This is a genomic window from Bradyrhizobium sp. UFLA03-84 (genome assembly GCF_002289535.1).
GTDB lineage: Bacteria > Pseudomonadota > Alphaproteobacteria > Rhizobiales > Xanthobacteraceae > Bradyrhizobium > Bradyrhizobium viridifuturi.
This window is the reverse complement of the sequence record NZ_NSJY01000005.1, coordinates 1004124-1022202: the sequence shown is the minus strand read 5'-3', so window position 1 is coordinate 1022202 and position 18079 is coordinate 1004124. Positions and strand designations below refer to the sequence as shown.

Annotated in this window: 22 protein-coding genes; 12 read left to right on the top strand and 10 right to left on the bottom strand. The window is 62.0% G+C overall.

Annotation, left to right across the window (positions count from 1 at the left end; genetic code table 11):
- Positions 1 to 9: 9 nt before the first annotated feature.
- A complete protein-coding gene (locus CK489_RS07570; protein WP_050629091.1) occupies positions 10 to 381 on the top strand; it encodes a carboxymuconolactone decarboxylase family protein in 372 nt (123 codons plus the stop codon).
- 211 nt (positions 382 to 592) lie between these two features.
- Here the strand turns inward: CK489_RS07570 and CK489_RS41260 are convergent, their stop codons facing one another.
- The gene (locus CK489_RS41260) at positions 593 to 967 is read right to left on the bottom strand and encodes a hypothetical protein (protein ID WP_158226416.1); all 375 of its coding nucleotides are present in this window, start codon (positions 965 to 967) and stop codon (positions 593 to 595) included.
- Between the two features lie 22 nt (positions 968 to 989).
- On the opposite strand from CK489_RS41260, the gene CK489_RS42760 reads away from it, so the two are divergent.
- The gene (locus tag CK489_RS42760) at positions 990 to 1400 is read left to right on the top strand and encodes a DUF6894 family protein (RefSeq protein WP_349626920.1); all 411 of its coding nucleotides are present in this window, start codon (positions 990 to 992) and stop codon (positions 1398 to 1400) included.
- A 205-nt stretch (positions 1401 to 1605) separates the two neighbouring features.
- Here the strand turns inward: CK489_RS42760 and CK489_RS07555 are convergent, their stop codons facing one another.
- The 5 genes from CK489_RS07555 to CK489_RS07540 form a co-directional block, all read right to left on the bottom strand.
- Entirely contained in the window at positions 1606 to 2283 is a 678-nt protein-coding gene (locus tag CK489_RS07555; protein ID WP_063781859.1) for a helix-turn-helix domain-containing protein, read from the bottom strand.
- Positions 2284 to 2472: 189 nt separating this feature from the next.
- Positions 2473 to 2640 (bottom strand): hypothetical protein, encoded by a 168-nt coding sequence (locus CK489_RS41255; RefSeq protein WP_157860929.1) that lies wholly within the window; start codon positions 2638 to 2640, stop codon positions 2473 to 2475.
- 22 nt (positions 2641 to 2662) lie between these two features.
- On the bottom strand, positions 2663 to 3385 hold the full coding sequence (locus CK489_RS07550) for a CBS domain-containing protein (RefSeq protein ID WP_050629095.1): 723 nt from the start codon (positions 3383 to 3385) through the stop codon (positions 2663 to 2665).
- Between the two features lie 62 nt (positions 3386 to 3447).
- The gene (locus tag CK489_RS07545; RefSeq protein ID WP_094194018.1) at positions 3448 to 3744 is read right to left on the bottom strand and encodes a c-type cytochrome; all 297 of its coding nucleotides are present in this window, start codon (positions 3742 to 3744) and stop codon (positions 3448 to 3450) included.
- 74 nt (positions 3745 to 3818) lie between these two features.
- Positions 3819 to 4655: a universal stress protein gene (locus CK489_RS07540; protein WP_095731803.1), complete on the bottom strand. Its 837-nt coding sequence runs from the start codon at positions 4653 to 4655 to the stop codon at positions 3819 to 3821.
- A 165-nt stretch (positions 4656 to 4820) separates the two neighbouring features.
- On the opposite strand from CK489_RS07540, the gene phbB reads away from it, so the two are divergent.
- The 5 genes from phbB (at position 4821) to CK489_RS07515 (ending at position 8592) form a co-directional block, all read left to right on the top strand.
- On the top strand, positions 4821 to 5546 hold the full coding sequence (gene phbB / locus CK489_RS07535; RefSeq protein WP_095731802.1) for an acetoacetyl-CoA reductase: 726 nt from the start codon (positions 4821 to 4823) through the stop codon (positions 5544 to 5546).
- Positions 5547 to 5561: 15 nt separating this feature from the next.
- Entirely contained in the window at positions 5562 to 6044 is a 483-nt protein-coding gene (locus CK489_RS07530; RefSeq protein ID WP_050629097.1) for a CBS domain-containing protein, read from the top strand.
- Entirely contained in the window at positions 6041 to 6421 is a 381-nt protein-coding gene (locus tag CK489_RS07525; protein WP_050629098.1) for a hypothetical protein, read from the top strand. The genes CK489_RS07530 and CK489_RS07525 overlap by 4 nt, the downstream gene beginning before the upstream one ends.
- 85 nt (positions 6422 to 6506) lie before the next feature.
- Positions 6507 to 8321, top strand: coding sequence for a PHA/PHB synthase family protein (locus tag CK489_RS07520; protein ID WP_095731801.1), 1815 nt, complete (start codon positions 6507 to 6509; stop codon positions 8319 to 8321).
- Complete coding sequence (locus CK489_RS07515) at positions 8305 to 8592, top strand: hypothetical protein (RefSeq protein ID WP_095731800.1); 288 nt, start codon at positions 8305 to 8307, stop codon at positions 8590 to 8592. The genes CK489_RS07520 and CK489_RS07515 overlap by 17 nt, the downstream gene beginning before the upstream one ends.
- Before the next feature lie 292 nt (positions 8593 to 8884).
- On the opposite strand, the gene CK489_RS07510 is transcribed toward CK489_RS07515, so the two are convergent.
- The 3 genes from CK489_RS07510 to CK489_RS07500 all read right to left on the bottom strand — a co-directional run bounded on the left by CK489_RS07510 (position 8885) and on the right by CK489_RS07500 (position 11765).
- A complete protein-coding gene (locus CK489_RS07510) occupies positions 8885 to 9139 on the bottom strand; it encodes a hypothetical protein (protein WP_050629100.1) in 255 nt (84 codons plus the stop codon).
- Between the two features lie 104 nt (positions 9140 to 9243).
- Positions 9244 to 10785: a bifunctional aminoglycoside phosphotransferase/ATP-binding protein gene (locus CK489_RS07505; protein ID WP_095731799.1), complete on the bottom strand. Its 1542-nt coding sequence runs from the start codon at positions 10783 to 10785 to the stop codon at positions 9244 to 9246.
- Complete coding sequence (locus tag CK489_RS07500; RefSeq protein ID WP_095731798.1) at positions 10782 to 11765, bottom strand: zinc-dependent alcohol dehydrogenase family protein; 984 nt, start codon at positions 11763 to 11765, stop codon at positions 10782 to 10784. Before CK489_RS07500 ends, CK489_RS07505 begins: the two co-directional genes overlap by 4 nt.
- A 130-nt stretch (positions 11766 to 11895) precedes the next feature.
- Between CK489_RS07500 and CK489_RS07495 the strand changes: the two genes are divergently transcribed.
- The 3 genes from CK489_RS07495 (at position 11896) to CK489_RS07485 (ending at position 15653) form a co-directional block, all read left to right on the top strand.
- On the top strand, positions 11896 to 12369 hold the full coding sequence (locus tag CK489_RS07495; protein ID WP_095731797.1) for an Hsp20/alpha crystallin family protein: 474 nt from the start codon (positions 11896 to 11898) through the stop codon (positions 12367 to 12369).
- Positions 12370 to 12441: 72 nt separating this feature from the next.
- Positions 12442 to 12918, top strand: a complete 477-nt coding sequence (locus CK489_RS07490) for a CBS domain-containing protein (protein ID WP_050629102.1) — start codon at positions 12442 to 12444, stop codon at positions 12916 to 12918.
- Entirely contained in the window at positions 12900 to 15653 is a 2754-nt protein-coding gene (locus CK489_RS07485; RefSeq protein WP_095731796.1) for a bifunctional acetate--CoA ligase family protein/GNAT family N-acetyltransferase, read from the top strand. The genes CK489_RS07490 and CK489_RS07485 overlap by 19 nt, the downstream gene beginning before the upstream one ends.
- Here the strand turns inward: CK489_RS07485 and CK489_RS07480 are convergent.
- Positions 15640 to 16050, bottom strand: coding sequence for a hypothetical protein (locus tag CK489_RS07480; protein WP_050629104.1), 411 nt, complete (start codon positions 16048 to 16050; stop codon positions 15640 to 15642). The two genes, CK489_RS07485 and CK489_RS07480, sit on opposite strands and share 14 nt — an antisense overlap.
- 176 nt (positions 16051 to 16226) lie before the next feature.
- Between CK489_RS07480 and CK489_RS07475 the strand changes: the two genes are divergently transcribed.
- Positions 16227 to 17339 carry an MlaE family ABC transporter permease gene (locus CK489_RS07475; protein WP_502694104.1) on the top strand — a complete coding sequence of 371 codons (1113 nt, stop codon included), beginning with the start codon at positions 16227 to 16229 and terminating at the stop codon, positions 17337 to 17339.
- Positions 17340 to 17341: 2 nt separating this feature from the next.
- Positions 17342 to 18079, top strand: a complete 738-nt coding sequence (locus CK489_RS07470; protein ID WP_050629106.1) for an ABC transporter ATP-binding protein — start codon at positions 17342 to 17344, stop codon at positions 18077 to 18079.

Sequence of the window (18079 nt, the reverse complement as noted above, 5' to 3'; positions counted from 1 at the left end):
GGAATTGATATGAGAAAAGACTATTCCGACCTCTGCAAGCATATTTCCGGTAACCTCGGCGACTTGCGCCGCGATATTCCGGAAACCATGCGCGCGTTCTCGGCCCTGGCGCAGGCGGCAACGAAAGATGGTGCTCTGGACACCAGGACAAAAGAATTGATCGCGCTTGCTCTCGGCGTCGCCGCCCACTGCGACGGATGCATCGGTTTCCATGCCGAAGCGCTGGTCAAACTCAAGGTCAGTCGCAAGCAGGTCGAGGAGACGCTCGCAATGGCGATCTACATGGGCGGTGGGCCGTCCCTGATGTATGCCGCCGACGCGCTGGAGGCGTATGATCAGTTCCAGGAGCGCGCGATCGTTCCCGAACCGGCGATGGACTGATCCGCAAAGAGCCTGCCTAGGGAGCCTTGTCGTTGGGTGTCTTCGTGAAGCGCTCAGAACATGCAAAGCCGCAGCCGAAGCGATGTGAGCGCGATGCTGCCGTGGATTTGCGGCCGTCGAGAAGACCGGCCGAGAATGCTGCGGGGTCAGCGCGGAAGAAACCACAGGACGACGCGACCTATTGGGAGGCCCGCGCTGAGCGGACGAGGCGTCAGGCCGGTCGATATCGGGACCAGGCCACTCGCGAGCACTTCATGAAGATCGCGGCCGGATATGAGGCGTTGGCAGCATCGGCTCGCAGCGTGGGGCGAGGACCGGGGTAGCTCGCGCGGAATGCCGCTGCGGGTTGAATGGAGAACCCACGGCAAGGCGACTTGGATTTCCGATAACGTTCATAGATCGAGCCCGGCTTGAGGTCTTTGCAATTTTGATGGACACGAACTTCACTCTTGCCGCGTTGCGATCGCGGCTCAATCGTCTCGAGACTGGCACCGTTCTGAAAATCTCCGAACATGATTATGAACGGCTGTTTGGGATCAACGAGATAGCCGCCGCGAACGTTGCGGAATTTGCCAAGATGCATCATTGCGTAAGCATCCCGGGAGCGCATGCCGTGTATTTCCGAAAGTGGGACGCGGACACGCGCCGCTCTCCCCAGCTTGTTCCGGACGACAGCACGATATCAAGTTGAACAAAATCCGTTCGACGGGCCTTCAGTCCAGGATTCGTTTGAAGATCGTTCCGGCGCCGGCTCACTGAACAAGGAAGATGTCCATGGCGACGATGCACGAGAGGCGCTTATGAGAACCTATTACTTCGACATGAAGGATGGTGTTCCTGCCCGTGATCGCGTCGGGCTCGCGTTCGCAAGCGATGCCGACGCGATCAGGCACAGCGAGCTAATGGCCAAACAAATTCGAGATCGACAACCGATCGGTGATGTTGACCGTCATATTGTGATTGTGGACGATTTGGGCAAGGAGATCCACCGGCAGGCGATCTATCCTGGAGGGGTCTAGCACGCCGATGGCGCGCCTACCCGAACCCATATGCCTACGGCGGTTGATGGTTCATCGTCGTAGGGTGCACGGGCGCCGGCAAGATCGTCAACGAACGCAGTTTCGGATTGGCGATTCCGGAGGGCGCGATCGTCGACAATCGGTCGCGCCGCTCCGAATAGTAACCCGCATTCCGAGACTCTCGCCGACAAGGCCTGCAACAACCTCAACCCACCAAAATCCGATTGCAGTTCGCGCGCCTGCGCAGTTCGACCCGGCGCGAGGTCGGAAGGGAGATTACGCCGGTCTGCTCGAGCTGGGTAAAGGTGCGCGACACCGTTTCGATCGTCAGGCCCAGATAGTCGGCGATATCCTGCCGCGACATCGGAAGCTCGATGGCGGCGTTCTTGACGGTGCGGCGCGCCATCTCGTGCAGGAAGCCAACGACCCGCTCCTCCGCACTGCAGATCAGGAGCATCAGGTGTTCCTGAAACCGGCGCAATTCCTGGGCCGTCGCGTCCCAGAGTTGGCGCGCCAGATCCTTTTCATGACCCGCACGGACCATGAGCGCGGAGCGCTTGACCACGATGACCCGCGTCTCGCAGATCGCCTCGGCCGAGGAGATATGGGTTTCGCCGGCCTCGAAGCCGAAGATATCACCGGGCAGATAGAATGCGCCGATCTGGCGGCGTCCGTCATCCAGGATCCTGTAGGTCCGGACGGCGCCGGAGACGATCTGATAAAGATATTCCGCGGCTTCGTCCTCGCCGTAGATCTCGCTGTTGCGTGCGAACCGCATCGGGGTCCCGATCATGCCAAAGGGCCCTTCGGCACGAGCCTGCCGGTCAAGGATGCTGGTCGGATGATGGCTAATTGCGGAGGAAACAACGGTCTGGGTCAACACGGCGACGCTCCATTGAAGGGAAGATCGATGGAGGCACATTGACCGCAACTAACGGGCGCGGAAATTTGGATATTTCACCTAAGTAGAAACCACTTACGTATATGTACGTAGGTCCGAAATCTGGGGGCAAGGCAAACTCGCGCGCGCTGCGAGACGCCGGCTTCCGGGACGCGCGTATCAACAGCCGGATCAGGCGATGTGCTTGTCGGGAAAGGAGGCGCGTATGCTGGATCGATCCTCGTCCTTCTCCAGACGCTGCCAGCGCGTCGTGCTGTGATCAGTCAGGGCGAGCACCAGCGCAAAAGACGAGAAGATGAGGCCGACGACCGAGACGATGAACAGCGTATCCATTGCCATCTTTAGGTCTCCTCATATCCGATCAGCCGGCTGCCTTGATGTCCTCCGGCGATTCGACGTAGTAGCCGGAGTAGCCGTCGACGAAGCAAAGATGATCATGCACTTCCTTGACGCCCGAGGTGTTTTCCGCGAGCACCATCGCTGCCTGGCGGGCGCGGTCGTCGAAGATCAGGCCATGCAGGTGTACGGCGCCATTGCGCACCCAGACCTGGAAGCCGGCAGGTCGCCAGCCGGTCGCGTTGATCTCGCGCATGATCCGTTCACGGATGTGAGTGTCATCGGCCGTCGGGTCCGGAACCTCGCGGGCCAGCGACGCGACGGCCTGCAAGATGTCCGCTCGAGTGACGATCCCGACCATGGTCTTTCCGTTCACCACCGGCACGCGCTTCACGCCGTGCTTGTGCATCAGATGCACGATCTCATCGAGCGGCGTCTGCTCTCCGACGGTGATTGGATTCGTGGTCATGACGTCCTCGACCTTGCGGCCGCGCTCGTGCACGAAATCGGTCGCAGCGCGACCGACGCCCGTGAACAGTTCCAGCCAAGCCGAGCGCTTGTGTCCTGTTCCGATCTCGGCGCGCTGCAGGAAATCTCCCTCCGACACCATACCCTTGAGCGTGCCGTCCTCGTCCATCACCGGCAGCCCGCTGAGGTGACATCGCAGCATGATGTTGGCAGCATCCATGATCTTCGTGTGCGGGCTGACCGCGATGATATGCTTGGTCATGACCTGATGCGCGCGCATATGGACCTCCGGGTTGAAAATTGAAATCTAAGACCTTTGCTCACACGGCATGTTGACCTGCCTCAACGGTTGGCTTTGCCGGTCTCCAGCGACTTCAAGAACAGGATGAAGTCGTTGACTTGGTCTGGTTCGAAGCTGAACTGGGGCATGGTCGGGTGCCCCGTCACAATTCCCTCCGCCAGCGCTTCCTGCAGCATCTCGACCGGATAGCGCTCGTGCAGGGTTCGGAACGGCGGCGCGATCTTCAATGGGCTCGGGCTGACCTTGTCGATTGCGTGGCAACGGGCGCAGTAGAGCTGTGCAAGGCGCCGGCCTTGTTCCTGATCCGCTACCGCCGGAGCGGGCACGGCGCAGATCATGCTGATGGCGACGGCGCCGTAACCGGCGCAATGGAGGAGTGTCCTGGCGGGATGTCTCACGATCCGACTCGCGTTCAATGGGACATCAGGACTGGAACGGTCATCGCGCGAAGCATGTCGCGCGTTACGCCGCCGAGCAGGGTCTCCTGCAGCCGGGAGTGGCCGTATCCGCCCATCACCAAGAGGTCGAGGCCCTCGTCTGCCGCGATCGACAGCAGGATCGACTGGACTTCCGAACGGGACGCGGGCAGCGACGTGACCTTGGCCGGAAGACCTGCCTTGGCAAGGTATCGCACCAGATGATCCGTGGAACTCTCCTCGGGCATCGGGTCAGGGCCGTCGATGGTGACGATGATGAGGGCGTCAGCCGCGCGCAGCAGCGGCATCGCGTCATGCAACGCCCGAGCGGCAAGCCGGCTGCCATCCCAGCAGATTCCGATCCGCTTGGCGGAGAATGCGCCGTGGAACGTGTAGGGCATGAACAGGACCGGCCCCCCGGCTTCAAACAGGAGCTCCCGCGGGATGACGTTGTCGTAGCTGTCGTGCTCACGCTGCGGCTGGATCACCACAGTCAGGTCGTGCAGTCGCGCGTTCGCGCAGACGATCTCGCGGGCATCGATCGGAATGGCAGCCGCGGCGCGGGTCGTGTACGAGATTCCCGCATTCCGGGCCTCAATATCGAAGACGCGCAACGCCGCTTCCGCGCGTTCGAGCGCCTGTGCACGCTCGACCTCGAAGAGGGAGGCGACGGCCGCACCGCCTTCGGTGACGAACGGGATGCTGGACGTCTCGTAGCCGATCGCAACTGCATCGAGATGCGCGCCCGTATCGAGTGCGAGCGAAACCGATCCGTCCACCGCGGGACGCGGCGACAGTTCCGTGGGAATGTGGACCAGGATGTTCTTGAACATGAGCCGTTCTCCTGAAGCGTGGAAGCGATAGGTCCATCAAAGCACAGGCCCGCACGGCACAGTTTGATCTGCCTCATACGCGCTTGTTGCCCCCGTTTGAGCGAGATCAATCCGCCGGATGCGAATTTCGCCCATTTGTCTTGCCGAGACGTTGGAGGAGCGGGCATGGCACGCGTCGCATTGGTAACGGGTGGGAGCCGGGGAATTGGCGCTGCAATTTCGCGGGCCCTCGCCGGGGCGGGATATCAGGTGGCGGCCAGCTACGCAGGGAATACCGAGGCCGCGCGTCAGTTTCATGATCAGACCGGAATCGGCGTCTTCCAGTGGGACGTCGCGAGCTTCGAAGCCTGTGCGGCGGGTGTCCGCAAGGTGGAAGCGTCTCTCGGGCCGATCGACATTCTGGTCAACAACGCCGGCATCGTGCGCGACGCCACGCTGCATCGAATGACCAAGCCGCAATGGGATGCGGTGATCCGGACCGATCTGGATTCACTGTTCAATATGTGCAGGCCGCTCATCGAGGGTATGCGGGCGCGCAAGTTCGGGCGGATCATCAACATCTCGTCCATCAACGGACAGAAGGGCCAGATCGGCCAGACGAATTATGCCGCGGCGAAAGCCGCCGAGCTCGGCTTCACCCGTGCGCTTGCCCTCGAAAGTGCGCGGTCGGGGATTACGGTCAACGCGATCTGTCCGGGCTACATCAACACAGAGATGCTCGCTGCCGTGCCGACAGACGTCATGCGGGGCGCGATCCTCCCGCAGATTCCGGTCGGGCGGTTGGGCGAGCCGGAAGAGATCGCCCGAGCCGTCGTCTTCCTTGCCGCAGATGAAGCGGGGTTCATTACCGGATCGACGCTTTCGATCAATGGCGGCCAGCATATGTGCTGAATGGGAGGAGCGACAATGCTTGCAACCGATGTGATGCGCAGTTCGTTCGCGACGATCAAGCCCACTGCTGCCGTACTCGATGCCGTCCAGCTGCTGCTCGAAACCGATCAGCGCGGCCTGCCGGTCATCAACGATGACGGTGATCTCGTCGGCATGATCTCAGAGGGCGACTTCCTTCATCGCGATGAGCTTGGCGTCAACCCACCATCCGGAAACTGGTTGGAATCGCTGCTCGGAATCGCGGAGAACACGCCGGAGCGCGAACGTATGCGCTCGTTGCGTGTCGCGACGATCATGAGCCCTGCGCCGATCACCGTCGATGTGGAAGCCTCGATCGGCGACGTCGTCGCTCAGATGGATATCTACGACGTGTCACAGGTTCCGGTGATTTGCGCCGGAGTTGTCGTCGGCATTGTCAGCCGCAGGGAACTGCTTGCGGCCCTGGCGTTGCGATTGAGAGAGAACGCAGAGAAAGCAGGCACTGGAGGTCATTCATGAGCGAGATCACCGTTCAAACGCATACACGCGCGGTCGTCTGGATCGATCACCTCGTTGCGAAGATATTCGGTGTGGGGCTTACGGGCGTCAGTGCGGCTGCCGTGCATGCTCATTTGCCGTCGCAGCATCTTCATCATAAGGCGAACACGATTGGCGATGGTCGCGTCCAGGTTGACCCGACATTTCTCGCCAGGGTTGTAGAGGCCTTGGGCAGTTGCACCGACCTGCTGATCATCGGCCCGGGTACCGAGAAGACGGAGTTGGTGCACTACCTGAAGGCGGAAAGGCCTGATCTCAATCTGCATGTCGAGGCGAGCGATCATCCGACCGACTGCGAGATCGTGGCGCTGGGTCGGCAGCGGTTCCGTCTCAGCTAAGCGGGCGATGTTTGGTGCCGGAGTGGTTCCGGTGGCCGGGGCAGCATGAGGCTCGTGCTGACGAGCGCGGGCAAGGAGGCGAGCGGTGACAGTCAATGCAATTCTCGACCAATCGGCGGCCCCTGCCAATGACGATTCGGTTGCGGCCGGAGCATCGGCTCCCGTGCTGTCCGAGCGCGAGGCGTTGACCAACGCCCGATCGATCGACCATTTGGTCCATGCGGCGATGGCGCAGTGGACCGGCGGACTTTCTCCCGCCAGCCTCGCGCTTGCTTTCGCCGATTGGCAGTTGCATCTCGCCGCGTCGCCAGGCAAGCGGCTTGAGCTTGCCCTCAAGGCATTGGGCGACGGTTCGCGGTTCGCGCGCATGATATCGACGCCGCATGCTGCGTGGCAGCCCTGGTTCATGGTCAGGCCTCAGCCGGGAGACAACCGGTTTTCCGGCGCGGACTGGGCATTGCCGGCCTTCAATGTCATGGCCCAGGCGTTCCTGCTCGGCGAGCAGTGGTGGCATTCGGCGGCAAGCGGATTGCATGGCGTTTCGAAGGGAAACGCAGCGATCGTGGATTTCGTTGTCCGCCAGTGTCTCGACGCCGCAGCGCCGTCCAATTTCTCGCTCAGCAACCCCGAAGTGCTGCGCCAGATGATGGATTCGGGTGGGGGCAACTTCGTATCGGGTTGGCACAACTGGCTGGATGATTGCAGAAAGTGGTTCGGAGGCCAATCGTCCGAGCCCCTTCAGTTCGTAGTCGGCAAGGACGTCGCCACGACCGAGGGCAAGGTCGTCTACCGAAACGAACTGATCGAGCTCATACAATACGCGCCCGTGACCGCGGATGTCTGCCCGGAGCCCGTGCTGATCGTACCGGCCTGGATCATGAAATATTACATACTCGACCTCTCCCCGCAGAATTCCCTGATACGCTTCATGGTCGAACGCGGCTTCACCGTGTTTGCGATCTCATGGCGCAATCCCGGGCCGGCCGACCGTGATCTTGGTTTCGATCATTATCGCAAGCTCGGGGTCGAAGCGGCAATCGAGGCGATCAATCAGATCGCTCCCGGGCGCGCGATTCACGCCACGGGTTATTGCCTCGGCGGTACGCTGCTCGCGATCGCCGCGGCCCGCCTGCAGGAGGAGCGGCCCGGCTGCCTGCGATCAGTGACGCTGCTGGCTGCTCAGGTCGATTTCACTGAGGCGGGTGAGCTGACGCTGTTCATCAACGAGAGCCAGGTTGCGTTCCTCGAAGACATGATGTGGCGACGCGGCGTGCTCGAGGCGGCGCAGATGGCTGGTGCGTTCCAACTGCTTCGATCGAACGACATGATCTGGTCGCGCCTGGTCCGCGACTATCTGATGGGCGAGCGAACCGCTCCGAGCGACCTGATGTCGTGGAATGCTGACGCCACGCGGATGCCTTACCGGATGCATGCGGACTATCTGCGCAAGCTGTTTCTCGACAATGACCTCGCCGAGGGGCGCTATGCGGTGGACGGGCATCCGGTCGCGCTGTCCGATCTCCGTGCTCCGATGTTCGTGGTCGGCACGGTGCGCGATCATGTGGCGCCGTGGCGGTCGGTTCACAAGATCCATCTGCTCGCGGACGCCGATATCACTTTCGCGCTGGCGAGCGGTGGCCACAATGCCGGCATAGTGGCCCCGCCTTCGGAGCCGGGGCACACCTATCAGGTCCTGGAGAAGAAGAGGGATCAGCCCTATGTCGGCCCCGACGAGTGGCTCGCAAAGGCGGCGCATCGCGAGGGATCTTGGTGGCTGGAATGGGTTCGCTTCCTCACGGCGCATTCAGACGCCTGGATACCGGCGCAGCCGTCGCTTCATGCGCCAGAAGGCGGACCGCCGCTCGAGGATGCACCCGGACAGTATGTTCTGCAGCATTGATCCGTCGCAATTCCTCGCTGGCGAGAACCACTACCAAGCCTATGAGATGGGCGCCGCCATGGTCGTCGGCGCCAGGCCCCCGCGGCTCCAGGAGGAAGTCATGAGTCTGATCCTTCGTATTTTTCTTGCCTTCGCGGGACTCATCACCGCGTTGTTAGTCGCTCGTGACTCCCTGAAGTTCGACATCGTGCAAATGTTTGTGGCTATCTTGCTCGTGACCGGGGTCTTGCTGATCGGCAGTCTCTGGAGCTTATGGCGACGACAAGCCTGACAGCCTACCGCTTCGAGAGGTTTGGTTGATGCGCCGTTCACCATGGCTCACGGATCCACGACGCGTGCCCGCATCGTCCTGTCGCATGTACCCGGACATGCAGCGCGGCATCGTTCGATCGACTGGAGTCAAGGGCATCCACCGGTCGTCGTCACGACACGATCGGATCGATGTGGATTCAAGATGATCCATCCGAGCAATTTTCGCGACGATCCAATAGCCAAAGGCCGGCTCTAGGCCGGCCCTTGGAGAGTCGATGGCGAATGCCGCGAGCGCTTTTGAAAGGAAGCGTCTAGCGCCCTTCGAGCTTTGTAGGGCGCTTGCTGACGCTCATCAGCATCAATGCCACTGCGGATGCCGCAGCAACAAATGCCGCAGTCCACCTGACTGCGGAGACAGCAAATGCGGCATCCAGCCGCCAGCCATGGACTGTCGGCTCGGTCGTGGCAAGCGGCATCACGTCCGGGAAGTACCAGTTGCAGAACAAAGCGAGTGCGACCGCGAGGATCGCACTGCCGACGAAGATAAGGGTCAATCGGCGTTTCATGGAAATCCTCCTGTTGGCGGAGGAATGGTGCCAGACGCGACGGCATCAACCAATTCAGGAGTTTCCCTTAGGTAGTCGATTGCCAATCCGCGCCGTAAAACCGTTCACAGACGGGACTTGCTGCGTTCAAGCGTGGTCGCCGGTGTGCCGGACGCGTCGACAACGCTCCAACCAATAGATCCAGTCTCGATGTTCTCCTGAAGCAGGACGACGTCGGCGTTCGCGTCCGAGGCGTCGTGTCGCCGCGATGTCACGCGATGCAGCCGTGTGGCAAGATCCGCGGTCAGGAACATGCCGTGGAATTCGACCTGAGCGTTGCGGGCGACGACTTCCGCGGCATCACGCTCGGCCCGGTTCAGGAATGCCGCATCGAGGGTTACCGAGACCCCTTGGGCCAGCGTTTTCGCGGCTTGCTCCAGCATAACCTGATAGACGCGATCGGAAGCCTTGGGGGTATAGGTCGCCGCGGGCAGCGCCGTGTGCTCGCTCACGTTATGAAGCTGCTTGCGAATGACGTCTGATCGCAAGACCAGCGCGCCAGGTGGCGGCCCGATCAAGGGAGCCATGTCACGTGCCAGCACACTCTTGCCTGTGCCTGATCTTCCACCAATCGCGAGAAGGGTCGGGCGCCGAGGTGCGATGAGCTGCAGTGCGAGGTCGAAATATCTGGTCGCGATCGTGGCGATTGTTCGGTCGTGCGGATGTTGCTGCTGTTTGGTGAAGAGCACGTTGGCACGAATTGCAGCGCGAATTGAGAGAAACAGTGGCAGCAGGGACAGCGCGGTTGACTGTGCGGCCCAGGCGGCCTGCATGTAGCTGTTGAATAGTCTGTTGGCGACAGCATCGCGCCCAAACGCGAGCAGATCCATCAGAGGGAACGCGAAATCGTACAGAACATCCGTCGTCGCGATATTCGCGTCAAACTCGATCGCGTCGAACAGGACCGGCCTGCCCTCAATCATGACGATGTTGCCGAGGTGTGCGTCGCCGTGGCAGTGCCGCACCTGCCCCGACGCTGCACGGGCAAGCAAGAGCTCGCGATTTCGTGCCATTTCGCGATGACTTAGCTCGTGCAGTTTGTCGATTCGGTCGCGGGCGAGGCTTGGTATGCTGCGGAACTGTTCCGTGTTGCGACCAACGATCACGGGAAGCGAGGCAAGCCAGCTCGCTCCCTCGCTGATGACAGCAGCCCGATGAGAATCGAGCAGCACGGCGGCCAAGTCGTCGCCGAGCTCGGGTTCAAGGACACCCGTCGCAAGGCGGTCGAGGGCCTTGCTTTCGTCAAAACGAGCCATTTCAACCGCCCATTCAATGACGGGGCCCGCCCCTCCGATCGCCAGGCCATTGCGCTCACGCGTGATCGGGACGACCCCACGATAGATTGACGGTGCATGGCGCTTGTTGACGGTGATTTCGCTTTCGCAAGCACGCCGGCGCTTCTCCAACGTCGAGAAGTCCAGATATGGGAGCTTGACCGCGCGCTTGATCTTCAGGGCGCGCGATGGCTCGAGGAAAATGATCGAACAATGCGTATCGATCCGCTGCACGGCCTCGTTCGACCGGCCCGATCCGGCCAGGAACGTCAACACGGCGGCTTGGTCAAGTTCGTCCGCGCTCAGGTCGGCTGATGGCGCCGGCGTCGTCATGGCTTCAGGACGGCCGCGCCGACAAGCTGGCCGTCACGCAGGAGCGAGAGCGCTTCGTTCGCCTGGTCCAGTGGGAAAACGGTGACGTGTGTTCGAACGCCGGCCTTTGCTGCACTCTTGAGAAAGTCGGTGCCGTCCTGCCGGGTGAGATTGGCGACCGACACGATCTGCCGCTCGCCCCAGAGAATGCTGTATGGAAAGCTTGGAATATCCGACATGTGGATGCCGGCGCAGACCACCCGTCCGCCTTTGCGCAGCGCACGCAAAGCAAGCGGGACGAGGGGGCCGGCCGGCGCGTAGATGATTGCGGCGTCAAGCTCCACCGGCGGCCGATCCTCGGAGGCGCCGGCCCAACATGCGCCGAGCGACAATGCCAAACGCTGAGCCTCGACGTCGCCTGTGCGGGTGAAGGCGTAGACATCTCGCTCTTGCCAGCGAGCCATCTGCGCTGCGATGTGCCCCGCCGCGCCAAAGCCGTAAATGCCGAGCTTGCGGCCGCGACCGGCCATCACAAGCGAGCGCCAGCCGATCAGGCCTGCGCACAGCAGGGGCGCCAGCTCGACATCTTCACCGTGCTCGCCGAGCGGAAAGCAGTAGCGCGCGTCCGCCACCAGGTGGGTCGCAAAGCCGCCGTCCCGGGTGTAGCCGGTGAAGATGGGATTGTCGCAGAGGTTTTCCTTGCCCTCTCGGCAGTACGGACAGTGTCCGCAGGTTGAACCGAGCCAGGGAACGCCGACGCGCGTACCGAGAAGCGCTTCGCTTATGCCGTGACCCAGCGCGTCGATGCGGCCAACCACTTCATGGCCGGGAACGATCGGATAAGCGATGTTGGGCAGCTCTCCGTCGACCACATGAAGGTCGGTGCGGCAAACTCCACAGGCGCTGATCTTGACGCGCACTTCGCCCGGGCCGGGAACGGGATCCGGCCGTTCCACATATTGCAGCCTTTCGCCGCGTGCGGGCAGGATCATCGCGTGCATGAGGGGACTCGCTGAGGTTCGTGACCTCTCTTTGATCACGTCGCATTGGTCCTGTTTTGATCCTCGTCAACGCCGATCGGGCGTTCCCGTCTAGGTTTGCCTCGCAACTGAGACTCAACAGGAGGCACCGATGATCAAAGATCTAATTCCCGTTGGAACCGAGCGAGCCGTGGCACGGCGCGAAACCAACCCCTTCACAGTCCTGCAACAGGAAATCGACCGGCTGTTCGATGGCTTCGGCCGCAATTTTTCGACGTTCGCCGCGCCGGCGGCGATGATGCCGCGCATGGACGTCAGCGAGACCGACAAGACGGTCGAGATTTCCGCCGAGCTGCCCGGCCTGGAGACCAAGGACGTTCAGCTCAACCTCGCCGACAACATGCTCACGATCCGTGGTGAGAAGAAGAGTGAGCGTGAGGAAAAGGACAAGGACTATCATCTGATCGAGCGCAGCTTCGGCTCGTTCGCGCGGTCGGTTGCCTTGCCCGACGGCGTCAAGGCTGAGGACGTGAGCGCGGAAATCGCCAAGGGCGTGCTCAAGGTCACGGTCAAGAAGCCGGCTCCCAAGCAGAGCAAGCAGATCGACATCAAGACGGCGGCGTGAGCGCGTCGCGGACGCGTTGCTCCTTAGATGGCGACGCGTCCGCCGGATGTCGTAAGCCCAAAGGGATCAATCATGTACGAATTCCTCCAGGAAACTGTCGCGAACAACATGACGAAGTCGGTGCGAAGCGTCGCTCCCGAAATGACCGTAGGCGATCTGTACCGCCTGTTCGCACAGGAAGATTATGACGCCTATCCCGTCTTGCGTGATGATGCCGTGGTCGGGTTCGTCACCAAGCTCGATGCGCTGAAGGTGTTCACCTGCACGACTGATCACATACTGCCGCACTACGACGATCGCATGGGAACAACAGTCGACGAGATCATGTCGTCCGACGTGATCTCGGTCGAACCGGACACCAATCTGCAGCGCGTTCTGCAACTGATGGTCACCCATCGTCTCAAAAGCCTGCCCGTGATCGACAAATATCACCATCTGCTCGGTATCATTGCTCGCGAGGATGTCATGCGAGCCTTGGCGCGCTGCACGAAGCGGCAGACGCCTCCGCTCGTTCCCTGCGAGACTGTTCGATGTCTACGTTTGGTCTAGAGCGGGTTTTTTCGCCTCGGACTATCGCGGTGGTTGGTGGCAGTTCGCGTCCAGCGTCGCTTGGCTTGGCCGTTCTCATGAACCTCAAGGCGAGCGGCTTCGCCGGTCGGATCGCCGTGGTCAACCCAAACTACGCCATGATCGACGGCGAGGAGACCGTTCCGAACATAAAATCGCTTCCATTCGTTCCAGATATTATCGTCATAACCGCGCCTGCTGCGGCGATCCCCGGGATTATCTCGGATGGCGCCGCGGTCGGCATCGCTGGTGCGGTGATTCTGTCGACAGGCCTTGGCCATGGCCCGGGCTCGGTTGCCGAGACGATTTCGCGGATCGCGCGCATGCACGGCGTGCGCTTGATTGGACCAAATTGCATGGGGGTAATGATACCCCGCGCCAAGCTCAATGCCAGCTTTGCGGCCGATCACCCGTCCGACGGTCGAGTGGCTCTGATCTCGCAATCCGGCGCTATTGCGGCGGCGATGATCGAGTGGGCGGCCGAACGGCGGCTTGGCTTTTCAGGCATCGTGTCGATCGGCGATCAGCTCGATGTCGACGTCGCCGACTTGCTCGACTATTTCGCACAGGACGACCATACCAAGGCGATCCTGCTCTACATTGAGAGCGTCAAGGATGCGCGCAAGTTCATGTCGGCGGCGCGCGCCGCTGCGCGGCTGAAGCCGGTGATCGTCGTCAAATCGGGGCGGATGGCGGTGGGTGCCAAGGCTGCGGCCACCCATACCGGCGCGCTGGCCGGATCGGATGCCGTGTACGACGCAGCCTTTCGCCGCGCCGGCATGCTTCGCGTATACGACCTGCGTGAGCTGTTCGATTGCGCCGAGCTCCTCGGACGCGGCTTTGTCCCGCGCGGCAACCGCCTCACGCTTCTGACCAATGGTGGCGGGATCGGCATCCTTGCGATCGACCGGCTCGCGGAGCTGGGTGGTGAGGCCGCCAGCTTGTCCGCGGACACGGTTGCGTCGCTCGACAAGGTGCTGCCGCCCAGCTGGTCGCGCGGCAATCCCGTCGACATTGCCGGCGATGCGAATGCTGCGCGCTACATCGCGGCACTTGACGGGCTGCTCGAGGACGCCAATGGCGATGCCATTCTGGTCATGAATGTGGAAACGGCTGTCGCGTCGGCTGAGAGCATCGCCGAAGCCGTGGCACGGCGTGTCGGTGACCGCCGTGCCAAAAGCGGTGCGGTCGCCCCGTTGGTGCTTGCCGCGTGGGCCGGCACCGATAAACGTACCAGTGCGACCTTCGAGGCTGCCGGTATTCCGCATTTTCCGACTGAGGATGATGCGGTGCGTGCCTTCATGTATCTGGTGCGCTATCACGAAGCGTCTCTCGCGCTTGCCGCAACTCCGCCCAGCGTTACCTCGGCATTCACGCCGAACACGGCGGCAGCGAAGCGCGTGATCGGGCAGGTGTTATCGGACGGACGCCAATGGCTCGATCCGGTCGAAATCGTCGCGCTGTTCGAAGCGTATGGTATTCCGATTGTGCCCACGGTCGCTGCCTGCGACGCCGACGATGCCGCAGACAAGGCTGAACCGTTCCTGGCAAGGGGGCTGGCGGTCGCCGTCAAACTGTTCTCGCGCGACATCACGCACAAGTCGGATATCGGTGGCGTCATCCTCGGTTTACGGACCCGCGAAAGTGTCGCCGAGGCAGCGAGGACGGTGCTGGCGCGCGCCCGGAGCGCTCGCCCGGATGCCAGCCTGCAGGGGGTGACGATCCAGCCGATGATCGTGCGGCGTGCGGCTCGGGAACTGATCCTCGGAATTGCCGACGATCCCACCTTCGGCCCGGTGATCGTGTTTGGTCGCGGCGGGACGGCGGTCGAAGTGATCAACGACAAGGCGCTGGCGCTGCCGCCGCTCGACATGAACCTGGCCCGTGACCTGGTCGGGCGGACGCGGGTCTCGCGACTGCTGGCAGCCTATCGCGATGTGCCCGCGGTTCCTGCCGACGTCGTGCCGCTTACGCTCGTCAAACTGGCGCAGATGGCTGCCGATATTCCAGAGATTGCCGAGCTCGACATCAATCCATTGCTGGCGGACGAAACGGGCGTGCTGGCGCTTGACGCGCGCGTGGCGGTCCGCAAGCCGGTGCGGCTGTTTGCCGGTCAGACCCGGCTCGCCGTGCGGCCCTACCCATCGCAATGGGAAGGCGAGCTCAGCCTGCGAGATGGTTCACGTGTCGCGGTTCGGCCGATGCGGCCGGAAGACGAGCCCATGGTCGAATCCTTTTTCAAGCGCGTGACCATCGAGGACCTCAGGCTGCGCTTCTTCCATGCGGTGAAGAAGTTCTCCCATTCGTTCATTGCGCGCCTGACCCAGCTCGACTATGCCCGCGCGATGGCTTTCGTCGCGCTGGACTCGCAAACCGGCGAGATGCTGGGCACGGTCCAGCTTCACTCGGATTCACTCTACCAGACCGCCGAATACGCCATCCTGCTGCAGTCCGACCTCAAGGGCAAAGGCCTTGGATGGGCGCTCATGCAGCTCCTGATCCGCTATGCGAGGTCGGAAGGACTGAAGCGGCTGTCCGGTGGAGTGCTGACTGAGAACACGACCATGCTGAGCATGTGTCACGAGCTCGGATTCTCTGCCGCGAGGGAGCCGCACGATCGCGGGGTCGTCAATGTCGTCCTCGACCTTTCCCTTCCGGTGGCGGATGCCGTAGGGACCGACATCCTGATCAGGCACGGGCCGATCAAAGCGGTGTGACGGCGACGACACGATAGGGATGCATGCCGTCCGCCTCGCGGACAGAGACATATTCGCCGAGCGTGAAGCGCTCGTCCCCGAAATGATGTCCCGCTTCGTCGGCGGCCGTGCCGGTCACGTCATAGTGGAAGCGCCAGCTGCCGCCCGGACCATGCACGAGGTGGCCGAGCTGATCGTCCTCGGCGGGCCGTTGGCGAACGACGCGGCAGGCCTCGCGATAGGCCTTCCAGGTCTCGACATCGATCTGCGACGCGGCGTCGAGCGGAGCAACGATAACATAGCCGATCGCAGGTTCGCCCTCGGGATGATCGTGTTCACGCGCGCGTTCCAGGCGGATCATCCTGAACGAGTGCGGCAATGCTGTATTCTGCAGGGGTCTGAAGGCTGGACGGTTCATTGCAATCTCCCTAACGGGCCCTTGCTGCCGGGCCAATCCGGCAACAAATAATCCTGTGGCTCAACAAGCCGTTGATTTGCATCAAGAACGGCTCCGAGCCGCGAGCCAATTGCGTTGGGTCAAACTCTGCCGGCTTCGGCCTCCTATACTTGACCTTCTAAGTCGGAGGCGGCCTGTTGCTCAACGTACCCGTATTGACAGCGAATGAAGACGATCCGCGCGTGCTTGCGGCAGGCGGGGCCTGGAACGTTGCCAATGTCGAGGTGTTGGAGCGGGTGTGTGCGCGCGCGGCAGGGGCGGACATCGGAGCGATCGATCTAAGCCGCGTCACTGCGCTCGACACCGTCGGGGCCTGGCTGCTTGAAAGGCTGGCCCGCGGCGGCACGACCAGAGCCGCACTGACTGGCGCGGACGGTGCGTATGGCGATCTGCTGGATGAGGTGCGAGGGCTAAACCGTTCCGAGCCCACCGACCACGGATCGGTCAATCCTCTGCTGGAAAGGCTCGATCAACTCGGCCGCGGGAGCAGGCGGCTTGTGACCGATTCGGCTGGCTTCCTGCACATGCTTGGTGCGTTCAGCGCGGCGTTATTCGGCGTTGTCAAGCATCCCCGGTCGTTTCGACTGACGTCGACCGTGTATCAGCTCGGTCGGGTGGGATGGCAAGCCGTGCCGATCATGGCGCTGATCACGTTCCTGATCGGCGCCATCATCGCTCAGCAGGGAATCTTCCATTTCCGCCGTTTCGGCGCCGAATCCTATGTCGTCGACATGGTCGGCATCCTGGTGTTGCGCGAAATCGGCGTGCTGATCGTCGCCATCATGGTGGCCGGACGATCGGGCAGTGCGTACACGGCCGAGATCGGTGCAATGAAGATGCGCGAGGAGATCGACGCGCTGAGCACCATGGGGCTCGATCCGATCGCGGTGCTAATCCTGCCGCGGGTACTGGCGCTCGTCGTGGCGCTGCCTGTCCTTGCCTTTATCGGCTCGCTCGCGGCCCTCTATGGCGGCGGACTTATCGCTTGGCTCTACGGCGGCATGAGTCCCGCCATCTTCATCGCACGCCTCCATGAGGCGGTTTCCGTCACGCATTTCGAGGTCGGCATCATCAAGGCGCCATTCATGGCGCTGGTGATCGGGCTCGTCGCGGCGATGGAGGGCTTGAGTGTCAAGGGAAGCGCGGAGTCGCTGGGGCAGCAGACGACTGCATCGGTCGTGAAATCGATCTTCCTGGTCATCGTGCTCGACGGGCTGTTCGCCGTCTTCTTTGCCTCGATCGGGATGTAGTCATGACCGGCTCGACCGCGATTCATATCCGCAATCTGGTGGTCGGCTTCGGCAACAAGACGATCCTCAACCATCTCAATCTCGACGTGAGGGAAGGGGAGATCCTCGGCCTCGTCGGTGCGTCGGGCGGCGGTAAATCCGTGCTGATGCGAACCCTGGTCGGGCTGCTGCCGAGGCGCGGCGGACAGATCGACTTCGCAAATGTCAGGAAGGGCGAGCGCAGCTGGGGAATCCTGTTCCAGCAAGGGGCGCTCTTCTCCGCCTTGACGGCGCGACAGAATGTTCAGTTTCCTCTGCGTGAGAATGCGCACCTTTCGCCACGGCTTCTCGATGAGATCGCAGATGCGAAGCTGGAGATGGTGGGCCTCTCCCGAGCGGATGGCGACAAGTTTCCTTCCGAACTTTCCGGCGGAATGACCAAGCGGGTCGCGCTCGCCCGGGCGCTCGCGTTGGATCCTGCCCTGCTGTTCCTGGACGAGCCGACTTCGGGCCTCGATCCAATCGCGGCGGGCGAGTTCGACGCCCTGATTCGAACATTGCACCGTACGCTGCGCTTCACCGTATTCATGGTCACGCACGACCTCAACAGTTTGCAGGCTATTTGCGATCGGGTCGCCGCACTCGCCGACGGGCGGATCGTAACGGTCGGGCCGCTGTCATCAGTGCTCGAATCCGACCATCCCTGGGTCAAGGCTTACTTTCACGGTGCCCGGGCCCAGACGCTTGGCTTTGGCACCTAG